Origin of the sequence: Methylorubrum sp. B1-46, from assembly GCF_021117295.1 — a bacterium.
GTDB lineage: Bacteria > Pseudomonadota > Alphaproteobacteria > Rhizobiales > Beijerinckiaceae > Methylobacterium.
Window position 1 is genome coordinate 1,912,043 of the sequence record NZ_CP088247.1, and the last position, 22,283, is coordinate 1,934,325.

Annotated in this window: 17 protein-coding genes; 8 read left to right on the forward strand and 9 right to left on the reverse strand. The window is 69.0% G+C overall.

The window, feature by feature from the left end:
* The first annotated feature begins 172 nt into the window (after positions 1–172).
* The 6 genes from LPC10_RS08930 to LPC10_RS08955 all read left to right on the forward strand — a co-directional run bounded on the left by LPC10_RS08930 (position 173) and on the right by LPC10_RS08955 (position 8,496).
* Entirely contained in the window at positions 173–2,215 is a 2,043-nt protein-coding gene (locus tag LPC10_RS08930; protein ID WP_231346369.1) for a potassium transporter Kup, read from the forward strand.
* 285 nt (positions 2,216–2,500) lie between these two features.
* On the forward strand, positions 2,501–4,732 hold the full coding sequence (locus tag LPC10_RS08935; protein WP_231346370.1) for a TonB-dependent siderophore receptor: 2,232 nt from the start codon (positions 2,501–2,503) through the stop codon (positions 4,730–4,732).
* A gap of 119 nt (positions 4,733–4,851) precedes the next feature.
* Positions 4,852–5,328: a hypothetical protein gene (locus tag LPC10_RS08940; RefSeq protein WP_231346371.1), complete on the forward strand. Its 477-nt coding sequence runs from the start codon at positions 4,852–4,854 to the stop codon at positions 5,326–5,328.
* A 146-nt stretch (positions 5,329–5,474) separates the two neighbouring features.
* Positions 5,475–6,605 carry a histidinol-phosphate transaminase gene (locus LPC10_RS08945; RefSeq protein ID WP_231346372.1) on the forward strand — a complete coding sequence of 377 codons (1,131 nt, stop codon included), beginning with the start codon at positions 5,475–5,477 and terminating at the stop codon, positions 6,603–6,605.
* Positions 6,602–7,540 carry a prephenate/arogenate dehydrogenase family protein gene (locus LPC10_RS08950; RefSeq protein ID WP_231346373.1) on the forward strand — a complete coding sequence of 313 codons (939 nt, stop codon included), beginning with the start codon at positions 6,602–6,604 and terminating at the stop codon, positions 7,538–7,540. The genes LPC10_RS08945 and LPC10_RS08950 overlap by 4 nt, the downstream gene beginning before the upstream one ends.
* 17 nt (positions 7,541–7,557) lie before the next feature.
* The gene (locus tag LPC10_RS08955) at positions 7,558–8,496 is read left to right on the forward strand and encodes a glycosyltransferase family 2 protein (protein ID WP_231346374.1); all 939 of its coding nucleotides are present in this window, start codon (positions 7,558–7,560) and stop codon (positions 8,494–8,496) included.
* Between the two features lie 519 nt (positions 8,497–9,015).
* Here the strand turns inward: LPC10_RS08955 and LPC10_RS08960 are convergent.
* Positions 9,016–10,119 (reverse strand): DUF2125 domain-containing protein, encoded by a 1,104-nt coding sequence (locus LPC10_RS08960; RefSeq protein ID WP_231346375.1) that lies wholly within the window; start codon positions 10,117–10,119, stop codon positions 9,016–9,018.
* Between the two features lie 145 nt (positions 10,120–10,264).
* A complete protein-coding gene (locus LPC10_RS08965; protein WP_231346376.1) occupies positions 10,265–10,606 on the reverse strand; it encodes a hypothetical protein in 342 nt (113 codons plus the stop codon).
* A gap of 432 nt (positions 10,607–11,038) precedes the next feature.
* Here LPC10_RS08965 and lptE point away from each other — a divergent pair, with 432 nt between their 5' ends.
* Together lptE and holA are read left to right on the forward strand one after the other, a co-directional pair.
* The gene (lptE, locus tag LPC10_RS08970) at positions 11,039–11,593 is read left to right on the forward strand and encodes an LPS assembly lipoprotein LptE (RefSeq protein ID WP_231347000.1); all 555 of its coding nucleotides are present in this window, start codon (positions 11,039–11,041) and stop codon (positions 11,591–11,593) included.
* A gap of 10 nt (positions 11,594–11,603) precedes the next feature.
* Entirely contained in the window at positions 11,604–12,635 is a 1,032-nt protein-coding gene (holA, locus tag LPC10_RS08975) for a DNA polymerase III subunit delta (protein WP_231346377.1), read from the forward strand.
* A 58-nt stretch (positions 12,636–12,693) separates the two neighbouring features.
* Here the strand turns inward: holA and LPC10_RS08980 are convergent, their stop codons facing one another.
* From LPC10_RS08980 to leuS, 7 genes are all read right to left on the reverse strand, one after another.
* Complete coding sequence (locus tag LPC10_RS08980; RefSeq protein WP_231347001.1) at positions 12,694–13,590, reverse strand: ParB/RepB/Spo0J family partition protein; 897 nt, start codon at positions 13,588–13,590, stop codon at positions 12,694–12,696.
* A gap of 33 nt (positions 13,591–13,623) precedes the next feature.
* Positions 13,624–14,499 carry a ParA family protein gene (locus tag LPC10_RS08985; protein WP_231346378.1) on the reverse strand — a complete coding sequence of 292 codons (876 nt, stop codon included), beginning with the start codon at positions 14,497–14,499 and terminating at the stop codon, positions 13,624–13,626.
* Positions 14,496–15,131 (reverse strand): 16S rRNA (guanine(527)-N(7))-methyltransferase RsmG, encoded by a 636-nt coding sequence (gene rsmG / locus LPC10_RS08990; RefSeq protein ID WP_231346379.1) that lies wholly within the window; start codon positions 15,129–15,131, stop codon positions 14,496–14,498. Before rsmG ends, LPC10_RS08985 begins: the two co-directional genes overlap by 4 nt.
* Before the next feature lie 18 nt (positions 15,132–15,149).
* The gene (gene mnmG, locus LPC10_RS08995; RefSeq protein ID WP_231346380.1) at positions 15,150–17,024 is read right to left on the reverse strand and encodes a tRNA uridine-5-carboxymethylaminomethyl(34) synthesis enzyme MnmG; all 1,875 of its coding nucleotides are present in this window, start codon (positions 17,022–17,024) and stop codon (positions 15,150–15,152) included.
* A 202-nt stretch (positions 17,025–17,226) separates the two neighbouring features.
* Positions 17,227–17,526: a hypothetical protein gene (locus LPC10_RS09000; RefSeq protein ID WP_231346381.1), complete on the reverse strand. Its 300-nt coding sequence runs from the start codon at positions 17,524–17,526 to the stop codon at positions 17,227–17,229.
* Positions 17,527–18,150: 624 nt separating this feature from the next.
* Positions 18,151–19,485: a tRNA uridine-5-carboxymethylaminomethyl(34) synthesis GTPase MnmE gene (gene mnmE / locus LPC10_RS09005; RefSeq protein WP_231346382.1), complete on the reverse strand. Its 1,335-nt coding sequence runs from the start codon at positions 19,483–19,485 to the stop codon at positions 18,151–18,153.
* Between the two features lie 79 nt (positions 19,486–19,564).
* Positions 19,565–22,180, reverse strand: a complete 2,616-nt coding sequence (gene leuS / locus LPC10_RS09010) for a leucine--tRNA ligase (protein ID WP_231346383.1) — start codon at positions 22,178–22,180, stop codon at positions 19,565–19,567.
* Positions 22,181–22,283 lie beyond the last annotated feature (103 nt).

The window sequence follows — 22,283 nt, forward strand, 5'->3', positions numbered from 1 at the left end:
TGTCCGGTCCGCGTTTCGCGATCCGAACACGCGCCACCCCGCCTCCGGCGAGCCGCTCCGTCACGACCGGGTGTCCGCTCCGGCACGACCGATCCGCACGACTGACGCATTCCCTTCATGCGACTCCGGCACACCCGGCCGGACGACGCGCGAGCCCAGGCAAGCCTGCCCGATGACCCAGCCTGCCAGCCCAAATGGCGCGAGTCCAAATTCGGACGGCACAAGTTCGGCCGGCACAAGTCCGGCGAGCCCGATTCCGTCAGGCGCTTCCGCCGCGGGCGGTCCGGCGCCCGGCGAAGGGGGCCCGGTCGCGGCGTCCGCCGGCGCGCATGATCCCTCCGACGCGGCGGCCGAGGGCCACGCCAAGGCGGGCTTTTGGGCGCTGACGATCGGCTCCGTCGGCGTGGTCTACGGCGATATCGGCACGAGCCCGCTCTACGCCTTCCGCGAGGCGCTCGCCCCCTCGCGCAGCGACGGCATCCTGCTCGCCGAGGAGGTGATCGGCACCGCCTCGCTCATCATCTGGGCGCTGCTGCTGATCGTCACGATCAAGTACGTCGCGATCCTGCTGCGGATGGACAACAACGGCGAGGGCGGGATCCTCTCGCTGATGGCCCAGGCCCGCCACGCGCTGGGCGGCTCCAAGATCGTGTTCATGCTGGGGCTGCTCGGCGCCTCGCTGTTCTACGGCGATTCCGTCATCACCCCGGCGATCTCGGTGCTCTCGGCGGTGGAAGGGCTCAAACTCGTCACGCCGGCCTTCGACGACTACGTCCTGCCGATCACGGTGGCGATCATCCTCGGCCTGTTCGCGGTCCAGAGCCACGGCACGGCCCGCGTCGCGACCTTCTTCGGGCCGGCCATGGTGGTGTGGTTCCTGGCCATGGCCGCCGCCGCCCTGCCCCACATCGCCGGTAATCCCGGCGTGCTCGCTGCCTTCAATCCCTGGTACGCGGTGCATTACCTGCTCGGCCACGGCACCGGCGCGCTGGTGGCGCTCGGCGCGGTGTTCCTGGCAGTGACCGGAGCCGAGGCCCTGTTCGCCGATCTCGGCCATTTCGGGCGCCGCCCGATCCAGGTGGCGTGGCTCGGCCTCGTCGCGCCCTGCCTCGTCCTGAACTATCTCGGCCAGACCGCCCTGGTGCTGGCCAAGCCCGAGACGACCGATCCGTTCTACCAGCTCGTGCCGGAATGGGGTCTGATCCCGATGGTGCTGCTGGCCACACTCGCCACGGTGACGGCGAGCCAGGCGGTCATCACCGGCGCCTTCTCCCTGTCGCGGCAGGCGATCCAGCTCGGCATGCTGCCGCGCATGGAGATCCGCCACACCTCCGAGGCGCATTCGGGCCAGATCTACCTGCCGCAGATCAACACTCTGCTCGCCCTCGGCGTGGTGGTCCTGGCGGTGACCTTCCGCTCCTCCTCCGCGCTCGCCTCAGCCTACGGCATCGCCGTGACGGGCACGATGCTGCTCACCGCCTCCATGGCCTACGTGGTGCTGTGGAAGGTGGTGCGCCTCTCGCCGCTCGTGTCGGCGGCGATCATCATGCCCTTCATCGTGCTGGAAACCCTGTTCCTGCTCTCGAACCTGCTGAAGCTGCACGAGGGTGGCTACGTGCCCCTGATGCTGGCCGGCGGCCTGATGCTGATGATGTGGACCTGGGTGCGGGGTGTCACGATCCTGTTCAACAAGACCCGCAAGACCGACGTGCCGCTGATCGAGCTTGTCGGCATGCTGGAGAAGAGCACCTCCTATCAGCGGGTGAAGGGCACGGCGGTCTTCCTGACGAGCGACCCCGAGATCGCGCCCGCCGCGCTGCTGCACAACATGAAGCACAACAAGGTGATCCACGAGAAGAACGTGGTGCTCACCGTCGAGACCATGGACCGGCCCCGCGCGAGCCAGGCCGAGCGGGTGCGGATCGAGCCCGTGGGCTTCGGCTTCTACCGGGTGGTGATGCGCTTCGGCTTCATGGAGACGCCCAACATCCCGCGCACCCTGACCCTGCTCAAGCGCGAGGGCTTCAAGTTCGACATCATGTCGACCTCGTTCTTCCTGTCGCGCCGCTCGATCCGCCCGGCCGCCCATTCCGGCATGCCGCTGTGGCAGGATCGGATCTTCATCACGCTCGCCAAGAACGCCAACGACGCCACGGACTTCTTCCAGATCCCGACCGGCCGCGTCGTCGAGGTGGGCACCCAGGTCACCGTCTAGACCCAACGGGCCGGCACCCGGTGCTCGGTCCCATGGGCGGCAGCGACGAACGGGTATTCGTTTAGAGCGAACAGCGTAAAGTTGCGAAACGTTCTGTGGCCGACTCGCTACAGGACGATGATTTGCGCGCGATGATCTTGTGTCCCCGCACATCGTCCCGTACGGCTGAGCTTACGAAAAGCAAGCAACAACAATAGTTTAGCATAATTCCAAACAACCGACCGGTCTCGTTCCGCGCATGGTAGCGGAGGCCGTCGGCTGTGCCGGACAGATGGAGTCAGGCGTATGGGCTCGGTTCGCACTCTCGTCGGCGTCCGCGCCCTGCGGACGATGGCGCTGGCAGGCGCCTCATTGCTCGCTCTCACCGTGGGCGCCGCGGCGCAGCAGGCGACCGCGCGCCTGGAAGAGCTGTCGGTCGAAGGCAGCGGCCGGGGGGCCGCCGGTGGCGGGCAATCCGCCCAGCGCGGCGCCGATGGACGTGCGGCCCCCGAGGATCCGCGCGGGCCGGTCACCGGCTACGTCGCAACCCGTTCGGCCACTGCGACCAAGACCAACACGCCGCTGATCGAGACGCCGCAGGCGATCACCGTCATCGGCCGTGAGCAGATCGATGCGCAGGGCGCACAGACGCTGACCCAGGCGACGCAGTACACAGCCGGCATCTATTCCGGCGTCTACGGCGCCGATGAGCGGGTCGATTTCTTCACCCTGCGCGGCTTCGTGGCGAGCGATTACGGGATCTACAAGGACGGCCTGCAACTCCTGAATTACGGCTTCGGCACGCTCAAGACCGAGACCTTCGGCCTGGAGCGGATCGAGGTTCTGCGCGGCCCGGCCGCGGTGCTGTTCGGTGCGGGCAATCCCGGCGGCATCGTCAACCAGATCACCAAGCGACCGACGCTGGCGCCCTTCGGCTATGTCGAGATCGCCGGCGGCTCGTTCGGGCAGGTCTACGGCGCCTTCGATGTTGGTGGGCCGGCCGACGAGTCGGGTCACCTGTTCTATCGCCTCACCGGCATCGGCCGGCAGGGCGGCACCCAGGTCGTCGGCGCGGATTCCGACCGCGCCTACATCGCACCGGCCTTCACGTGGCGGCCGGATGCCGGCACCACCTTCACGGTGCTGACGAGCTACCAGCGCGATTCCACGGCCGTGACCGCGAACTTCCTGCCCTATTCCGGCACCGTGCGCCCGAACCTGAGCGGCCTGCGCATCGACCGCTCCCTCAACGTGGGCGATCCGCGCATCAACAGCTTCCAGCGCGAACAGGTCTTCGCCGGCTACGAGTTCGAGCACGCGGTCGACGACGTGTGGACCGTGCGTCAGAACTTCCGCTACTCGTTCTCGGACGCGAAGCAGAACTCGTATATCGGCCAGCTCGGCTACGCCGACCTGCCTCAGACGCAGCTTGCCCGCTACCAGTTCCAGTACGCCGACAAGGTCAGCCTGTTCCAGGTCGACAACCAGGCCGAGGCCCGCTTCTCCGACGGATTCGTCGCCCACGACCTCTTGTTCGGCGTCGACTACAAGAACTACTCGCTCTACGACAATCAGGCCTCGCTCTTCCCCGGCCCGAACCTCAGCATCATCAACCCGCTCTACGGGCAGATCGTCGGCCGGCCCCTGCCCTATCAGGTCGACGTCAACAGCTTCCGGCAGCTCGGCTTCTACGCCCAGGACCAGATCAAGCTCACCGACCGCCTGAGCCTGATCGGCGGCCTGCGCTACGACATCGCCAACAGCGACGTGCTCAAGAAGCTCGCGCCGGACACGAGCACGTCCCGCACCGATACGGCGCTCACCGGCCGTATCGCGCTTCTCTACAATTTCGATCCCGGCATCGCCCCCTACGTCGCCTACTCGACCTCGTTCCAGCCGCAGATCGGCGTCGATGCGATCACCGGAGCCTCCCTCGCGCCGGATCGCGGCGAGCAGATCGAGGTCGGCCTGAAGATCGAGCCGGTCGGCGAGCGCTTCTCCCTCAACATCGCCGCCTTCGATCTCGTGCGCGACAACCCGCCCTTCCCGGTCCTGATCGGCTTCGGCAGCACGCAGCTCGGCACCGTGCGCTCGCGCGGCATCGAGGGGCAGTTCGTCGCGAACCTCGCGGAAGGCTTGAACCTCGTCGCGGCGGTGACCCACTACGACCTCGAATACACCCGGGTCCGGGATGCCGCGCTCGGCGACCTCGTCGGCAAGACCCCGACCAATGTGCCGGAGACTTTCGCCTCGGTCTTTGCCGATTACACGATCCCGTTCGGCGATTGGCGCGGCTTCGGCTTCGGCGGCGGCGTGCGCTATGTCGGCCGCTCCTACGCCGACCAGCTCAACAATCTGAAGGTCCCGGAATACGTCCTGTTCGACGCGACCGTGCACTACAATTGGGACCGCTGGCGCATGGCGATCACCGCCGCCAACATCGGCGACCGGCGCTTCGTCACCTCGTGCCAGTCGGCCAATTCCTGCTTCTACGGCGAGGCCCGCCGCGTGCTGGCGAGCGTGAGCTACAAGTGGTGAGTCGCCGCAGGGCCCGCCTGCGGGCCCTGCATCACCTTGGAGGCGGCCGGCGGCCGGGCTATCTCGCATGAGCTTAAGCGGATCATGAGAATCCGCTCGCTCGAGGAACGCCTGCCGTCATGACCATCCGTCCGCTTCTCGCCGCCCTGTTGATCGGCGGCCTCGTCCTTCCCGCCACCGCGCAGGACACCGCCCCTTCGCCAACCCCGGCACCAACCCCTCCCGCAGCGCAGGAATCGTCGAAGGAGGCCGCGCCGCCGCGGCCGATCCGCAACGCGCCGAGCCCGCGGGCACTGGAATTTGCCGCCTACATCTTCTCGGCGGTCAATGTTTGCGGCTACCGGCTCAACACCTCGGAATTCGAGGCGCTGCTCGCCAAGCAGAACACGCGGCCCGAGGATGTCAGCCCCCGCGGGCCCTTCGGCAACCGGGTGATCGGCATCTTCACGCTCATGTCCAACCAGATGAACCTCAACCGCGAGCAGTCCTGCCTCGCGGTGGCCGGCGAGTACGGGCCCGAGGGGAGCGTGGTGAAGAACGTCCTGCTGCCGCCGGGCTCCGACGCGCCGCCCGCAGGCAAGCCGGCACAGCCTTAGCCGTCCCCATTCGAACGTCGGGCCCGCCCCATCGTGGGCCCGAAGGCCGATCGGCACGCCGCGATGTCGGCGGCTCCCCGTTCCCGCGAAATGCTGTAGAGGGACGGGCGAGACCCGTTCGACTCGTCTGCTGATCTTTTAGGCCCATGTCCGCAATCGACCCCGCGTCCCGATCCGCCTTGCGCCCTCAGCCGCGCCCCGGCGTGCTCGCCATCGAGGCCTACGTGCCCGGCAAGAGCGCCGCGCCGGGCGTCGCGAAGATCCACAAGCTCTCCTCCAACGAGACTCCGCTGGGCCCGAGCCCGCGGGCGATCGAGGCCCTGCGGGCGGAGGCCGCGACGCTGGCCCTCTATCCCGACGGCAGCGCCACCCGCCTGCGTGCGGCGATCGGCGCCCGCTACGGGCTCGACCCCGCCCGCATCGTCTGCGGCGCGGGCTCGGACGAGCTGCTGACCCTGCTGGCGCTCGCCTTCGTCGGGCCGGGCGACGAGGGCATCTTCTGCGAGCACGGCTTCCTCGTGTACCGCATCGCGATCCTGACGGCCGGCGGCACGCCGGTGGTGGCGCCGGAGACGAACCTCACGGCGGATGTGGACGCGATCCTCGCCGCGGTGACGCCGCGCACCCGGATCGTCTACCTCGCCAACCCCAACAACCCGACCGGCACCTACCTGCCGTTCGAGGAGGTCCGCCGCCTGCAGGCCGGCCTGCCCGGCAACGTGGTGCTGGTGCTCGACGGGGCCTATGCCGAGTACGTGCGGGCCAACGACTACACCGCCGGCCTCGAACTCGCCCTCGACGCGCCCAACGTCGTGATGACGCGCACCTTCTCGAAGATCCACGGTCTGGCGGCGCAGCGCATCGGCTGGATGGTCGGGTCCGAAGTCGTGGTCGATGCGGTCAACCGCATCCGCGGGCCGTTCAACCTGTCCGCGGGCGGCATCGCGGCCGGCGCGGCGGCGATCGCCGACGAGGCCCATGTCGCGGCGGCGATCGCCCACAACGACGAGTGGCTCGCCTGGCTCACCCGCGCGGTCGAGGCGCTGGGGCTCACCGTGACGCCGAGCGTCGGCAACTTCCTGCTCGTCCACTTCTCCGACGCGCCGGGCCGCACGGCGGCGGAGGCGGATGCGCACCTGACGCGCGCCGGCGTGATCGTTCGGCGGGTCTCCTCCTATGGCCTGCCCAACGCCCTGCGGGTGAGCGTCGGCAGCGCGGAGGCCAACCGCGCCTTCGTCGATGCGCTGACCGACTTCCTGGGACCGCAGCGCTCGTGACCGCGGTCGTGGAGCGCCTCGCCATCGTTGGGCTCGGTCTGATCGGCTCCTCGATCGCCCGCGGCGCCCGGACCTACGGGCTCGCCCGCGAGATCGTGGCGATCGACCGCGATGCCGGCGTGATCGAGCGGGTGAGGGCGCTGGGACTGGCCGAGACGGTGAGTACCGAGGCCTCGGCGGTCGCAGACGCCGACCTCGTCATCCTCTGCGTGCCGGTCGGCGCCATCGGCGAGGTGGCGGCGCAGATCGCGCCGCACCTGAAGCCGGGCGCCGTCGTCTCAGACGTCGGCTCGGTCAAGGCCGCCGTCGTCGCGGCGGTGACTCCGCATCTTTCTGAAAGAAATCCGTTCGTACCAGCGCATCCGGTGGCGGGCACCGAGTATTCGGGGCCGGATTCGGGCTTTGCCACCCTGTTCTCGAACCGCTGGTGCATCCTCACCCCACCAGAGGGGGCCGACCCGGCGGCGGTCGAGCGGGTGCAGGGCCTGTGGCAGGGTCTCGGCGCCATCGTCGAGACCATGACGCCCGAGCACCACGACCTCGTGCTCGCCATCACCAGCCACGTGCCGCACCTGATCGCCTACAACATCGTCGGCACGGCGGCCGATCTCGAAGCCGTCACGCAGTCGGAGGTCATCAAGTTCTCCGCCGGCGGCTTTCGCGACTTCACCCGCATCGCCGCCTCCGATCCGACGATGTGGCGCGACATCTTCCTGACCAACCGCGAGGCGGTGCTGGAGATGCTCGGGCGCTTCAACGAGGATCTGTCGGCCCTGTCGCGGGCGATCCGTTGGGGCGACGGCGAGGCCCTGCACGACCTGTTCACGCGCACCCGCGCGATCCGCCGCGGCATCGTCGCCATGGGTCAGGAGACGGCCGAGCCGGATTTCGGCCGCGCCCGCAACGCGGCGGCGCCCGCGACCAAGCAGAGCTGAGGGAGAGAGCGCCCGAGATGCGGACATTCGCCATCGTTGCCGTCGTCGAGGGCGCGGCGCCCGACCTGTTCGAGTGGCTCTCCTTCCACCGCGCCGTCGGCGTGCGCCATTTCGTGATCTACGACAACGGCCTCGACAGCGAGGCGGCGGCTCTCCTGAAGGCGCACGAGGGCATCGGGGTCACCACCCTGCCCTGCCCGACCCGCATCGACATGACGCCGCGGTTTGCCGCCTACAATCACTTCCTCGCCTCGCGGGCGCGGCTGTTCCGCTTCGCCGCCTTCCTCTCGCTCGACGAATTCCTGGTGCCGGCGCCCGGCCGCTCGATCCAGGACTGGATCGCCCGCATCCCGCCGCATGCCGGCGCGGTTGTGGTCAACCGGCGTGTCTTCGACACCGCGGAGCCGAGCGGCGATCCGTCCGGGCTCGTGCTGCGCCGCTTCCCCTACGCGCTGGCGGACCCGGAGGACGAGGCGAACCGCCCCGTCACGGCGATCTACCGGCAGGGCGCCGTCGCCGCGATCACCGATGCGGGTCTGGCGCCCCTGGTGCAGGGCGAGCGGCTGATGAGCGATTTCAGCCCCGCCGCGCCGGACCCGACGCGGCCCGACGCCGTCCTCGGCGTGCGGCAGGGTGAGATTCGTCTCAACCACTATCCCCGTCCCGCCCCGGCTCGCGCTGCGAACGGCGTGGAAGCCGAGCCGTGCTTCCGGACGCAGAGCTGGGTCGGGCCGACGCTCGACGCGATGCGCCACGTTCTCGCCTACTTGGAGGGCGTCACGCCGGCCGGGGCTCTGCGGCTGCGGGCGCGGGCCGGCGCCGTACCGGAACTGGCGCGGCCGGTCTCGCCGCGGGACCACCGCCTCTGGCGGTTGCGCCATCTGCACCGGCCGCGGGTCGAGGCCGCCGGTCGGTTCGTCCAGCGCAAGCTCTTCGGGGCGCCGCGCCCCTGGTAGAGGGGCGGCCGATCCGGTTCACCGCCGGTTTGGATCGGTCCGGCCGGGTGCGGCGCAAACGGACCCGTCCTCGACCTCTCCCGAGGTATCGAACGGTCGCCGCCTGGTCGCTGCCGTGCCGCGTTCCGTCATCCCGGGGCCGCGCCGCGGAAGCCGGGATCCACCCGTGATGCGATGGGCAGCCCGACGTTCAGGCCATGCGTGGCTTCCCCGTTCGCTGATCAGCGAGCCGGACTGACGGAGGGCGGAGCTGACCCCATCAGCCGCGAACGGGATCATCCGGCCGGATCGCCTCGTCGATGCTCGCGACGAGGCCCCCGCCTTCATGTCCCTGGCTGTCCCGGTCTTCCGCACGGACGCACCACTTCCGCCCGTGGGTTTGGCCGCCTCGGCGTCGGGCAGGCCGTGCCAGCTTTTCGCGCGCGCGGAGATGGTGCACATGCCGGCGTCGTCAGCGACGGGGTGTTGAGGCCGGCGCCGAAGCGTCAGCGGTTCCGGTCCCCCGCCGCGAGAGCAACCTCAGTACAAGGCCGGCAGCGCCACGTTCGGCACGGCGAGCGGGCCGAGCATCAGGCGCCCGTCACCCAGCCGCAGGGTCGGCAGGGGTTTGAGGCCGTTGGGGTTGTCCGCCTGTGCCTCTCCGGAGGCGTCCTCGCGCTTGCGCAGGCCGCCGAGGAACTGGCCGACGAGATTGCCGATCAACGCGCCCTTGTCCGAGCCGAAGCGCTGGCCCATCACCTGCCCGACCAGGGCTTCAAGTCCCACGGCGCGCAACTCGAAGCGGCCCTCGGGGCGATGCGCCTCGTCGAGGCCGACTTCGCCCTTGGCCTGGAGACGGCGCTCGCCCTTGGCGATCGACAGGCGGTTCACGTCGAGGCGGCCCTCAGCCCGACGCCACTTCTCCAATTCCCGCGCCACCGTGCCGGTGCGCAGCACCGTGGCCCGCTCAATGGTCGTGTCGAGGTCGATGTCGGCGGGGTCGCTGCTGCCGACCAGCGCGTCGAGCCGCGGCACGGCGGCCTTGGCGAGGCGCAGGCTGACATCGACGGCGCCGTCGCTCTCGAAGCGGCCGGGCGTGGGGCGGGCGTGGAGTTCGAGATGCTGAGCGGCGAAGTCCACCGGCCCCGGATCGGGGGACTGGATCATGCCCTTCGGAGCATCGACGACGAGGGAGGCGCGGCTGAACCCGTTCGCGGCGGCGTGGAAGCTCGCTTCCAGCGAGGACCACGTGACGTCGCCGGTCAGGTCGCCCTGCTCGACATGGAACGGTCCGCCGACCTCGAGCACGACGTGGCGCGGGTCGTAGACCTGCACCACGGCGGTGGTCGGCCCGAGGGTGAAGTTGCCATCGGAGCGGGCGAAGCGGACGGACGCGCAGCGCAGTTCGAGGCGGAAGGGAAACCCGGTGATCGAGCGGTCGGCGCAGGTCCACTGGCGCCCAGCCTGGGCCTCGCGGGCGAGCCAAGCGTCCATCTCGCTCTCGGCCTTGCCGCGGATGAAGAACCACGCGGTGGTCCAGGCGAGGACGACGGTAGCGAGCAGGATGTAGGGAAGGAACAGGCCGATCCGCCTGCGCCGCCGCGGGAGCGGTCCGCCGGGAATCAGTTCGGGTGTCTGCGCCATCGGCCTCGTTCCTGCGCGGTCCGGCAGGACCGGCCGGACGCCCCCGTGTTTGGAGAGAGGGGCGGCGCAAGGCAAGGGCTTGACCCATCCCGGCCGTCACGGACCGGGGGGCGGGCGAAGCGCGGAGGAGATCAGGCTCAGGAGATCAGGCGCTCGCCTTCTCCGGCTCGATGGCAAGGTCGGCGACGACCGCGCGACGCTCGTCCTCGCCCTCGGCGAGGCGGTGGACATGCATCTCGGTCGCACCCTTCTGGCGGGCGCGGGCCAGCCAGTTTCGGTGCAGGCGCTCGCGCGGTCCCTTGCCGGAAGCAGCGATCGAGACGGCTTGCGCGATGCCGGCATCGTCGCGCCGCACGGCGATCACCACCGCCTCGTCGACCTCGTCGAGATCGGGCTCGGCCAGATCGTGGACGCCGACGACGTAGCGGCGGCCGGAACGTCCGCGCCACGCACTCAGGGCAGGAGCGGCGCCACGCAGGCCCGCCATGGTTCGGAGACGCTCCTCGCGCACATCCGCTCTCCGGGATCGATCGTCCTTCAGATCGCGGAGCGCGACCGACCAGGACAGGGCTCTTTTGTTCGCCATTTGTTCTGTTCTACGCCGCTCGTCCGATCGCCGTCAAGGCGCTGTTTCGGAACAGGTTCATGGGTCTGCAGAAGGTGGGAATCGCCCTCCGGTTCCGCAAGAAACCGGCACCGTCGGGAGGGCTGCCGCGTCTCGATTCGCACTCCGCGTGGCGTCCCGATTCGAGCATTCGAACATCCTCTCGCCGCACAGCCTTCTTAAAGCATGGGTCTGGCAGGGTGACCGGGCGCGGGGCCTGCCGTACAAGCGGAACCGTGTGCCGGCCCGGCTTGACGAGACTTGGTTCTCCGACGGATCGGGGTGGCGCGGCGAGGAACAGCCTTGAGGCGGGTGATGGGTGTGGCGACCAAGGGGGCGGGGGTTCGAATTGCGCGGCTCGTGCTCGCTGCCGGCCTCGCGCTGAATCTCGGCGCCTGCTTCCGTCCGCTCTACGGGCCGACCGCCTCGGGCGAGTCGATGCAGGGGCTGCTCGCCGCGATCCAAGTCGATGACGTCAACATGGCGCAGGATCAGGAGCGTCTCGGACATTACCTGCGCAGCGAGCTGATCTTCGACCTCGACGGCTCCGGCCAGTCTGCGGTGCCGAAGCGCTACCGGCTCAAGATGCAGGGTTCGGAACAGGTCCAGACGCCAATCGTCTCCTCGACCACGGCGCGGGCGGAAGCTGGTACGATCGTCGGAACGGTGAAGTTCTCGCTGGAGAGCCTCGACGGGCGCCGCATCCTCACCGAGGGCGTCGCGACGGGCACCGCGACCTACGATCGCTCGATCCAGCGCTTCGCCTCGCTGCGCGCGGCGCGCGACGCGGAGATTCGGCTTGCCAAGCTGTTGGCCGAACAGATCAAGACCCGGATCGCCTCCGTCCTCGCCGTCAAGCCGAACCCCTGACGGCGGCGACATGACGGCGGTCAAGGCCGGCGACGTCGAGGGGCTGGTCCGGCGCGGCCCCGATCCGCGCATCGCGGTGACCCTGGTCTACGGGCCCGATACCGGGCTCGTCGCCGACCGCGCGGCGCGGCTGGTGCGGGGCATGGTGGCGGGCCCCGACGACCCCTTCGCGCTGATCAAGATCGATGGCGATACCCTTGCCTCCGATCCGGGCCGACTCGTGGACGAGGCCGGCACCGTCGGCCTGTTCGGCGGCAGCCGCACGATCTGGGTGCGCTCGGGCAGCCGCAACTACGCGCCTGCCGTCGATGCCGTCCTGAAGGCGCCGACCGAGGGCGCGCGCATCGTGGTGGAGGCCGGCGACCTTGCCCGCTCCGCGCCCCTGCGCACCCTGTGCGAGGGCTCGCCCAAGGCGCTCGCCCTGCCCTGCTACCCCGACGACGAGCGCACGCTCGCCGACCTGATCGAGCGCACGCTGCAGGAGGAGGGTCTGCGCATCGACCGCGACGCCCGCGACCTGCTGGCGGGCAGCCTCGGCAGCGACCGCCGCGCTAGCCTGTCGGAGATCGGCAAGCTCGCCCTCTATGCCCGCGGCCAGGGCAGCATCGGCGTGGATGACGTCGAGGCGATCGTCAGCGATGTCGGCGCGAGCGTGCTCAACGCGCTGATCGATGCCGCCTTCGCCGGCCGTGCGAGCGAGGCCGAGCGCGAGTATCGCCGCTTCCGCCATGAGGGGATGGACCCCTCGGCAATGCTCGGCGCCGGGCTGAGGCACGCGCTCACCCTGCTGTCCCTGCGCCTCGACAATCCGCGCGGCAGCGCGAGCCAACTCGTCGCCAATTGGCGCGGCCTGCATTTCCGCCGCAAGGCGCTGGCCGAGGCCCAGCTCGCCCGCTGGTCGGTGCCAGGGCTGCAACAGGCGGTCGCTTGGCTCCAGGACGCGGTGCTCGCCTGCCGCCGCTCCGAGCCGGATCTCGCCCATGCGCAGGCGCAAGGCGTGTTCCTGCGCATCGCCGTGGAGGCGGCACGGCGGCGCGGCTAAGACGGTCCAAATGTCGGCCTCGCCACGCCGCTATCCGGCGCGGCGGGGGATCGCTCGATCAGGCTCCGCCGAGCTTGCGGCAGAGTGCGTCGCGCTCCTCGGCCGTGGCATAGCGGATGCGGATCTCGCCCTCCCCGCTCGCCTTGGCCTTCACTGCCACGCTGTAGCCCAAAGCTCGGCCGAGCACGTCTTCCAGGGAGCGCAGGGCGGCGTCACCTTCCGCCGAGCGCCGCGGGCGGCCCGGGCGGGGCGTGTCATCCTGCGGGGCTTCCGCCGCGGCCAGTGCCTCGACCTCGCGCACCGACAGCCCTTCGGCCACGATGCGGCGTGCCACCGCCTCCGGATCGCGCACGGAGAGCAGCGCCCGGGCATGGCCGGCGGTGATCTCGCTGGCGATGACCCGATCCTGGATCCCCGGCGGAAGCTGGAGCAGGCGCAGGGTGTTGGCGAGATGGCTGCGGCTCTTGCCGAGCAGGTCGGCGAGTTCGGCCTGAGTGTACTTGAACTCGCCCATCAGCCGCTCGTAGCCCGCCGCCTCCTCGATGGCGTTCAGGTCGGCGCGCTGGACGTTCTCCAAGATCGCGTATTCGAGCGAAGTGCGGTCGTCGATCTCGACCACCACCACCGGCACCTCGTTGAGGCCCGCCCGCTGGGCCGCGCGCCAGCGCCGCTCGCCGGCCACGATCTCGAAGGTGCCGGGCACCCCTGTCAGCGCACGGGCGACGATCGGCTGGATCACACCGCGCTGACGAATCGAGGCGGCGAGTTCGTCGAGCTCTGGCTCCGAGAAGCGGCGGCGCGGATTGCGCGGGTTCGGGCGCAGGAACTCGACCGCCACCTTGCGCTGCGGGTGCCCGGTGCTGCGAGCCGTCTCCTCGGGCGCGTCGTCGGAAAAGTCGCCGATCAGCGCCGCGAGGCCGCGTCCGAGCCGCGGCCGCGCCGCATCATCCGCCATTGCCACGATCGAAACTCCAAACTTTTGAATGACTTAAGCGGCGGCGGCGGGCGGGGGCGCGCGGCCCTCGCGCTGAATCACTTCGGAGGCAAGGCGCAGATAGGCCTGCGAGCCGGCGCATTTGAGGTCGTAAAGCAGCACCGGCTTGCCGTGCGAGGGAGCCTCGGACACGCGCACGTTGCGCGGAATCATGGTCTCGTACACCTTGTCGCCCATGAAGCCGCGCACGTCGGCGACGACCTGGGTCGAGAGGTTGTTGCGCGGGTCGTACATGGTCAGCACGACGCCCTGGATCTGGAGCTTGGGGTTCAGCGCCCCGCGCACCTGCTCGACGGTGCGCAGCAACTGGCTCAGACCTTCAAGGGCGAAGAACTCGCATTGCAGCGGCACCATCACCGCGTCGGCGGCGGCGAGCGCGTTGATCGTCAGCAGGTTCAGTGAGGGCGGGCAATCGATCAGCACGTAGGTGATCGGCTCGATGCCCTCGGGCGTCGTGAGTTCGCGCAGGATGTTGCGCAGGCGGTGGGCCCGGTCCGGCGCACTCGCCAATTCGAGTTCGAGACCGAGCAGGTCCATGGTTGAGGGCGCCACGGAGAGGCGCGGCACGGCGGTCGGCGTGATGGCGTCCGCCAGTGGGGCCTCCCCCGCCATGACATGATAGGTCGAGACCTTGCGGCGGCGGCGGTCGATACCGAGACCGGTCGAGGCGTTGCCCTGCGGATCGAGGTCGATCACCAGCACCTGCTCACCGATGGCAGCCAGAGCCGTGCCGAGATTGATCGCTGTGGTGGTCTTGCCGACGCCGCCCTTCTGGTTGGCGAGTGCAAGCACGCGAAGCGGCTTGGCTTGCACCGGAGCGGCCTGGGCGGGGGTGGCCTGAGGCCGTGCGGCCGTGGAGAGATCGGTCATGGGTCCACGCGGGAAAGCGACGTGACGCGCACGATCCGTGCCTGCGAGTCGGTGCGGCTCGGAATCAGGTCGCGGGTGAATGTCCACGCATCCTCGGCCTCGGTCAATTCCGCGGCTGCATCACGCCCCTTCGGAAAGAGCCCGACAGTGCCGCTTGTCAACAAAGGTTCGGTCCAAGTGAGAAGCTGAGTGAGCGGAGCCAGGGCTCGCGCGCACACGACGTCGATTTCGGTCAACGAATGGACGGTCGCCTCGATGCGCGCGTTGTGGACGGTAACGGGAGCGCCGGTAAGGCGGGCCGTCTCCGAAAGGAAGGCGCATTTGCGCGCATTGCTCTCGACAAGGCTGACGTGGAAGTCCGGGCGGCCCTTTCCGGCGATTGCCAGGATCAGACCAGGGATACCGGCGCCGGATCCGAGATCGAGCCAGCGTTTGGCGTCCGGTGCCAGGGCGAACAATTGCAGCGCATCGGCGATATGACGATGCCAGACTTCACTCAGCGTTGCCGGCCCCACGAGGTTTTTGACGGTCTGCCAGCGTTTGAGTTGTGCAACGTAGAGGTCGAGAGTCTCAGCTGTTTCACGTGAAACATTGTGCTCAATGAGGACGCGTGCGCGCAGGTCAGTGCTCATCTCAATTTAGCTCTAACCTTACGCCGTCACCTGCGCCCGGCCGCGGCGGGCGTGGGCGGCGAGCAGCGTCAGAGCCGCTGGCGTCACACCTTCGATGCGGGCTGCCTGCCCGAGCGTGATCGGGCGCACGGAGTCGAGTTTCAACCGCATCTCGTTAGAGAGGCCGGGGATCGCACCGTAATCGAGGGAGGGCGGCAGGCGCACCGCTTCGTCGCGACGGAACGCGGATATATCGGCCTGCTGCCGGTCGAGATAGACGGCGTAGGTCGCGTCCGTGCACAGCCGCTCGGCGACCCGCGGCGGCACCGATCCCAATTCCGGCCAGACCGTCGCGAGCCGGTCCCAGCCGATTTCTGGATAGGACAGGAGCTGGAACGCACTGCGGCGCAGGCCATCGCGGTTGAGGGACAGGCCGTAACCAGCCGCCTCGTTCGGGGTCAGGCTCAGGGCATCGAGCCGGGCCCGTGCCTCGGAGAGCGCCGCCTGCGAGGCCGCGAAATGTGCGGCGCGGGTTGAGCCGACGCAGCCGAGGGCCGCGCCGCGGGGCGTGAGCCGCTCGTCGGCATTGTCCACCCGCAGGCTCAGCCGATATTCCGAGCGCGAGGTGAACATGCGATAGGGCTCGCTCACCCCATGGGTGACGAGGTCGTCGATCATCACCCCGAGATAGGATTCGGCCCGGTCGAAGATCGCGAGATCGCAGCCGCCCGCCAGCCGCGCCGCGTTGAGGCCCGCGACCAACCCCTGCCCTGCCGCCTCCTCGTAGCCGGTGGTGCCGTTGATCTGTCCCGCCAAGAACAGGCCGGGCAGACGCTTGGCCTGCAGCGTGGCATCGAGTTCGCGCGGATCGACATAGTCGTACTCGATGGCGTAGCCGGGCCGCAGGATGCGGGTGCGCTCAAGGCCCGGAATGGCGGCGATGATGCCGGCCTGAACCTCCTCGGGCAGCGCCGTCGAGATGCCGTTGGGGTAGACGGTCGGATCGTCGAGCCCTTCCGGCTCGAGGAAGATCTGGTGGCCCTCGCGATCGCCGAAGCGCACCACCTTGTCCTCGATCGAGGGGCAGTAACGGGGGCCCCGGCTGCTGATGCCGCCGGAATACATTGGCGAGCGGTGAAGGTTGGCTCGAATCAGGTCGTGGACGGCCGTCGTGGTGCGGGTGATGCCGCAGGCGATCTGCGGCGTGGTGATCCGCTCGGTCAGGGTCGAGAACGGCACGGGCTCGGCGTCGGCGTGCTGCATCTCCAGCGCGGCCCAATCGATGCTGCGCCCGTCGAGACGCGGCGGCGTGCCGGTCTTCAGGCGGCCAAGGCGGAAGCCGTGGCGGTCGAGGGTCTGCGCCAACCCCATGGCCGGCGCCTCGTCGACGCGGCCCGCGGGGATCTGCCGCTCGCCGATATGGATCAGCCCACGCAGGAAGGTGCCTGTCGTGATGACCACGGCCGCGGCGGCAAGGCGGCGCCCATCCGCGAGCACGGCACCCGCGATGCGGCCCGATTCGATGATCAGGTCGTCGGCCTCACCCTCGATCACGGTGAGCCCCGGCGTCTCCGCGACCGCCGCCTGCATGGCGCGGGCATAGAGTGCGCGGTCGGCCTGGGTCCGGGGGCCGCGCACGGCCGGGCCCTTGCGGCGGTTGAGCAGGCGGAACTGAATGCCGGCCGCATCCGCGACGCGCCCCATCAACCCGTCCAGGGCATCCACCTCGCGCACCAGATGCCCCTTGCCGAGACCGCCAATGGCTGGGTTGCAGGACATGGCGCCGATGGTGGCCGCGCGATGCGTGACCAGAGCCGTACGGGCGCCGACTCGTGCGGCGGCGGCCGCCGCCTCAACGCCGGCATGGCCACCGCCGACGACGAGGACGTCGTAGCTGGAAGAAGGGGTGTGCATGACCCGTGCTTATGCGCGTGCCATGGACGAGGTCAACGCAAAGCCGGTCCCTCGCCGAGCGCAGCGGGAGAGGGGAGGGTTCAAGATCCCATTTCCGCACCGACCATCAGTGCCAGCACCGTATCGGTGGCGCCGCAACGCATCGGCCGCATACTGCCCCTTGGCCCGAGAGGGCGCGGCGAACAAGTCACGGGCGGCGTGTCTAGGCAGCAGACCGGCGATGCTCGTCGGCAGCCGAGGCGACACACGGGCGGATCTGCAGGTCGATGCAGATGGTCGACGCGGTTGCCTCCTCCGTTACCTCCAGGGACCAAGTGTCACCGAGACCCAGACGGTTGCCCGATTCTTGGAGGAGCGATCCCGCATAGCGGACGGCCTCGCGCAGGGCCGCATCCAAGCTTGCGCATTCGAGCCCGTCGTCATCCGTGATGTTGAGGCCGTCATTCACATTGAAGAAGTATCTTGGCATGGTGAGTTCGGGTTTGAGCGTATACCCAAGCAATCATGCCTCATGATGTCTCGCGAATAAAGGAAAAATCTAACGATTTATTGAGCACTTTGTGCGCAATCGATACATGTCATCTCTATTGCCTGGCAAAATTTGCTCAGTTTCGTAGGAGGTTGGGGCCCGCAAAATTCTCCGAAGCGATACGATCGTGCGCGTGAGATCGTCGAATTCGGACGCTATTTGAGATCGGTTCAATCGGATCTGCAGCAGAATATTGCGTGCTTGGTCACCGTCTTCGCTGCAGCGTTGACGCATCGAATGTAGAGTGAGCAGGTATCGCTCAATCTCGCTTCTACCCGCTGCCGCGCGCCATCCATGAATGCCATCGGTCTCGGATACTCGTCATCCGACTTGCGGCAACTGATGGGAAGTTTCGGCACCACCGGAACCTCAGGCTGGACGTTTGCCACGGGTGAGGAGGTGTGGTCGCTGACGCTCTCTCGCCTGCTCGCTTTCGAAGCTGCGATATGGCGCCCGGTTGAGAAGAGCGGGCGCCGCACCCGTAGTCACGAGAGGGCCATCGCCGCCGTTCAGCGGGCCGTGATCGGGTTCCGGATCGCGAGGGCAATCGGAACGCCATCTTCAGGCGGTCGCGCCCGGACGCCCCGTCTGCCTCTCCTACTTGCCGATACAGAATCCGGAAAAGAGGCGATCGAGCATCTCCTCGACCCCGACATGGCCGCCGACCTCGCCCAGTGCCCGGACAGCGAGGCGCAGATCCTCCGCGACCAGTTCCGGCGGAAAGCCGGCCGGCGCGGTGCAGACGCGGTCGAGGTGGCCCGCTGCCCGAGTCAGAGCCGCCCGATGGCGCTCGCGGGTGACGAGCGCATCGCCTTGGCCGAGAGAGGCGAAGGCTGCTGCCTGTACCGCATCGAGGAGCGTATCAAGACCGGCGCCGTTTACGGCCGAGACGGCGAGATCCCTTCCACCCCCCGCTTCGGGCGCGAGGTCGCTCTTGGTGCGGACGCGAAGGGTAGGGATATCCCCGAGACCGTCGGCGACAGCCGGGGCATCGGCCGGCACGAGGTGGAGCACGAGGTCGGCGCTCCGTATGCGACGGTGCGTGCGCCTTACGCCCTCGGCCTCGATCACATCCTCCGTTGCGCGCAGGCCCGCCGTATCGACCAGGATCACCGGCAGGCCACCAAGGTCGCACCGGACCTCGATGGCATCGCGGGTCGTGCCTGGAATGTCCGAGACGATGGCCGCATCGCGCCCACTCAGGGCGTTGAGCAGGGTCGACTTTCCGGCATTGGGGGCACCGGCCAGCACGACGCAGAAGCCCTCGCGCAGGCGCTCACCCCGACGCCCATCGGCGAGAGCACCCTGGATCGCGTCGCGCAGGGCGGCGGCGCGGCCGGAGAGGGCGGCGTCGAGCTCGTCCGCGTCCACGTCGCCCTCGTCGGCGAAGTCGAGGGCCGCCTCGGCATTTGCGAGCAAGTCGATGCCGGTCTCGCGCCAGGCCGTGACCTGACGGCCGAGGGCGCCCTCGAGCTGGCGCAAGGCCTGGACGCGCTGTGCCTCGGTCTCGGCGTCGATGAGATCGGCGATGCCTTCCGCCTCGGTGAGATCGATGCGTCCGTTGAGGAAGGCGCGGCGGCTGAATGCCCCGGCCTCCGCCGGTCGGCAGCCCGGTACGGATGCGAGGGCTCGCAGCACCGCGGCCCGCACGGCCAGACCGCCATGAAGGTGCAGTTCGGCCATGTCCTCGCCGGTGGCGGTGGTGGGGCCAGGGAGCCACGCGACGAGGGCTTGATCGAGGAGGGCGCGCGTGTCGGGATCGCGCAGGCGGCGCAGGGCGAGCCGGCGCGGCTCCGGACGCCCGCTGGCCAAGAGGTCGAGCACCGGCCCCGCCGCCGGCCCGCTGATCCGCACCACCGCCACCGCCGCGCGACCGAAGCCGCTTGCCGGAGCGAAGATAGTGCCGCCGCGGTCGGGGAGGGCGTCGGTCATGGCTTCAATCCCTTCCGCCCGCCTCCCTTCTCGGCGCGGGGAAGCGGGCGTCTCGATGGGAGCTTTCCGGCAGAACGGATCACACCACCAGATTCACGATCCGGCCCGGCACGACGATGACCTTCTTCGGGGGGCGGCCTTCGAGGGCCCGCTGCACCGGCTCCAGGGCCAGCGTCGCCGCCTCGACGGCCTTCACGTCGGCATCGCGCGGTACGGTGACGTCCGCTCGCTTCTTGCCGTTGATCTGCACCGGCAGGGTGATCTCATCCTCGACCAGCAGCGCCTGATCGGCTTGCGGCCAGGACGCCTCGGCAACGAGCCCCTCCCCGCCAAGCACGCGCCAGCTTTCCTCGGCCAGATGCGGCATCATCGGCGCGATGAGCTGCACCAGGATGCGTGCCGCCTCTCCTGCCCCAATCGCCGAGGCGCCGCCGCGCAGACCCTCGTCGAGGGCGTTGGCCAGCGTGTAGATGTGGGCGACGCAGCGGTTGAAGCGAAGGCGCTCGATATCCTCGCCGACCGCGGCGAGCGCCTTGTGCGCGGCCTTGCGCAGGGCTGCGTCACCGGGGCCGCCGGGCCCGTGCGCCGCGGCCGCGCCGTGGACGAGGCGCCAGACGCGCTGGACGAAGCGGGCGGCGCCCTGCACGCCCTCCTCGGTCCAGATCACGTCGCGCTCAGGCGGAGAGTCGGAGAGCATGAACCAGCGGGCGGTGTCGGCGCCGTAGCTCGCTATGATGTCGTCGGGATCGACGACGTTCTTCTTCGACTTCGACATCTTCTCGGTTGGGCCGACCTCGACGGCCAAGCCGGTTTTCACGTGAAAAGCCTTGCGCCCCCCACCCTCGCTCTCGAAGCGGATCTCGGCCGGCGACACCCAGGCGCCGGAAGGATCCTTGTAGGTCTCGTGGACGACCATGCCCTGCGTGAACAAGCCGGCGAAGGGCTCCGACACGCCGGCCCACCCGGTCTCCCGCATCGCCCGCATGAAGAAACGCGAATAGAGCAGGTGCAGGATCGCGTGCTCGACGCCGCCGATATACTGATCGACGGGGAGCCAGTGATCGACGGTGTTGCGGACCGTCGGCGCGTCCGTGAGCCAGGGCGCGGTGAAGCGGGCGTAGTACCAGGACGAATCGACGAAGGTGTCCATGGTGTCGGTCTCGCGACGGGCGGCTTGTCCGCAGCGCGGGCACGGCACCTGCCGCCAGGCATGGTCCCGCTCCAACGGGTTGCCGGGCTGATCGAACGAGACCTCGTCCGGCAGCTTCACCGGCAGGTCTTCCACCGGCACGGGCACCGGGCCGCAGGCCTCGCAGTGGATGATCGGGATCGGGCAGCCCCAGTAGCGCTGGCGCGACACGCCCCAATCGCGCAGGCGGAACTGCACCTTGCGACGCCCGACGGGGGCGCCGTTCAGTGTCTCACCCTCCAAGCGGTCGGCGACGGTTCTGAAGGCCTCGTCGGTGCTCATGCCGTCGAGGAAGCGCGAATGGATCATCCGTCCGTCGCCGTCATAGGCGGTGTCGGTGATGATGAAGGTGTTCGGGTCCTGGCCCTCGGGGCAGACCACCGGCGTGTTGCCGAGCCCGTACTTGTTGGAAAAGTCGAGGTCGCGCTGGTCGTGAGCCGGACAGCCGAATACGGCGCCGGTGCCGTATTCCATCAGCACGAAGTTCGCGACGTAGACAGGCAGCTCCCAGGACGGATCGAGGGGGTGGCGCACGGTGAGCCCGGTATCGAACCCGAGCTTCTCCGCCGTGTCGATCGCCTCCTGCGCCGTGCCGATGCGGCGGCACTCCTCGGCAAAGGCCTGCAGTTCCGCGGCACGCGGGCCGGATGCGGCGAGCGCTTTGGCAAGCGGATGATCGACGGAGATCGCCAGGAACCGGGCGCCGAACAGCGTGTCGGGTCGGGTGGTGTAGACCGTCAGCTCATCCGTGCCGGCAAACGGCTGCGCGAGGGCGAAGCGCACCTCCAACCCTTCCGAGCGGCCGATCCAGTTGCGCTGCATCAGCCGGACCTTCTCCGGCCAGCGCTCCAGCCCGTCGAGGGCGTCGTGCAGATCCTGCGCGAAATCGGTGATCTTGAAGAACCACTGGGTCAGCTCACGCTGCTCGACGAGCGCACCCGAGCGCCAGCCGCGTCCGTCGATGACCTGCTCGTTGGCGAGCACGGTGTGATCGACCGGGTCCCAGTTCACCTTCGCCGTGCGGCGGGTGACGAGACCCTTGGCGAGGAAGTCGAGGAACATCCGCTGCTGGTGCTTGTAGTAGTCGGGATCGCAGGTCGCGATCTCCCGGCTCCAGTCGAGCGACAGGCCCATGCTCTGGAGTTGCCCGCGCATGGTCGCGATGTTCGCGTAGGTCCAGTCGCGCGGGTTGACCTTGCGCTCCATGGCCGCGTTCTCGGCCGGCAGGCCGAAGGCGTCCCAGCCCATCGGGTGCAGCACGTTGTGGCCCTTGGCGCGCTTGTAGCGGGCCACCACGTCGCCCATGGCGTAGTTGCGCACGTGGCCGATATGGATGCGCCCCGAAGGATAGGGGAACATCTCCAGCACGTAGTATTTCGGGCGCGGATCGTCGTTCTTGGTTTCGAACAGCTTGGCCGCGTCCCAGGCCTGCTGCCAGCGCGGCTCGGCGTCCTTCGCGTTGTAGCGCTCGTGGGCCGTCGGGGAGGGCTGTGCGGGATCGGTCATCGTGGGCGCCGGGATCAGCGAGAAAAGGGTGGACCGCCCGCGAGGTTGTCGCAGCGGCCGGAACCCGGCACCTAGCATATCCGCACCGCGAAGGGTCAACGAT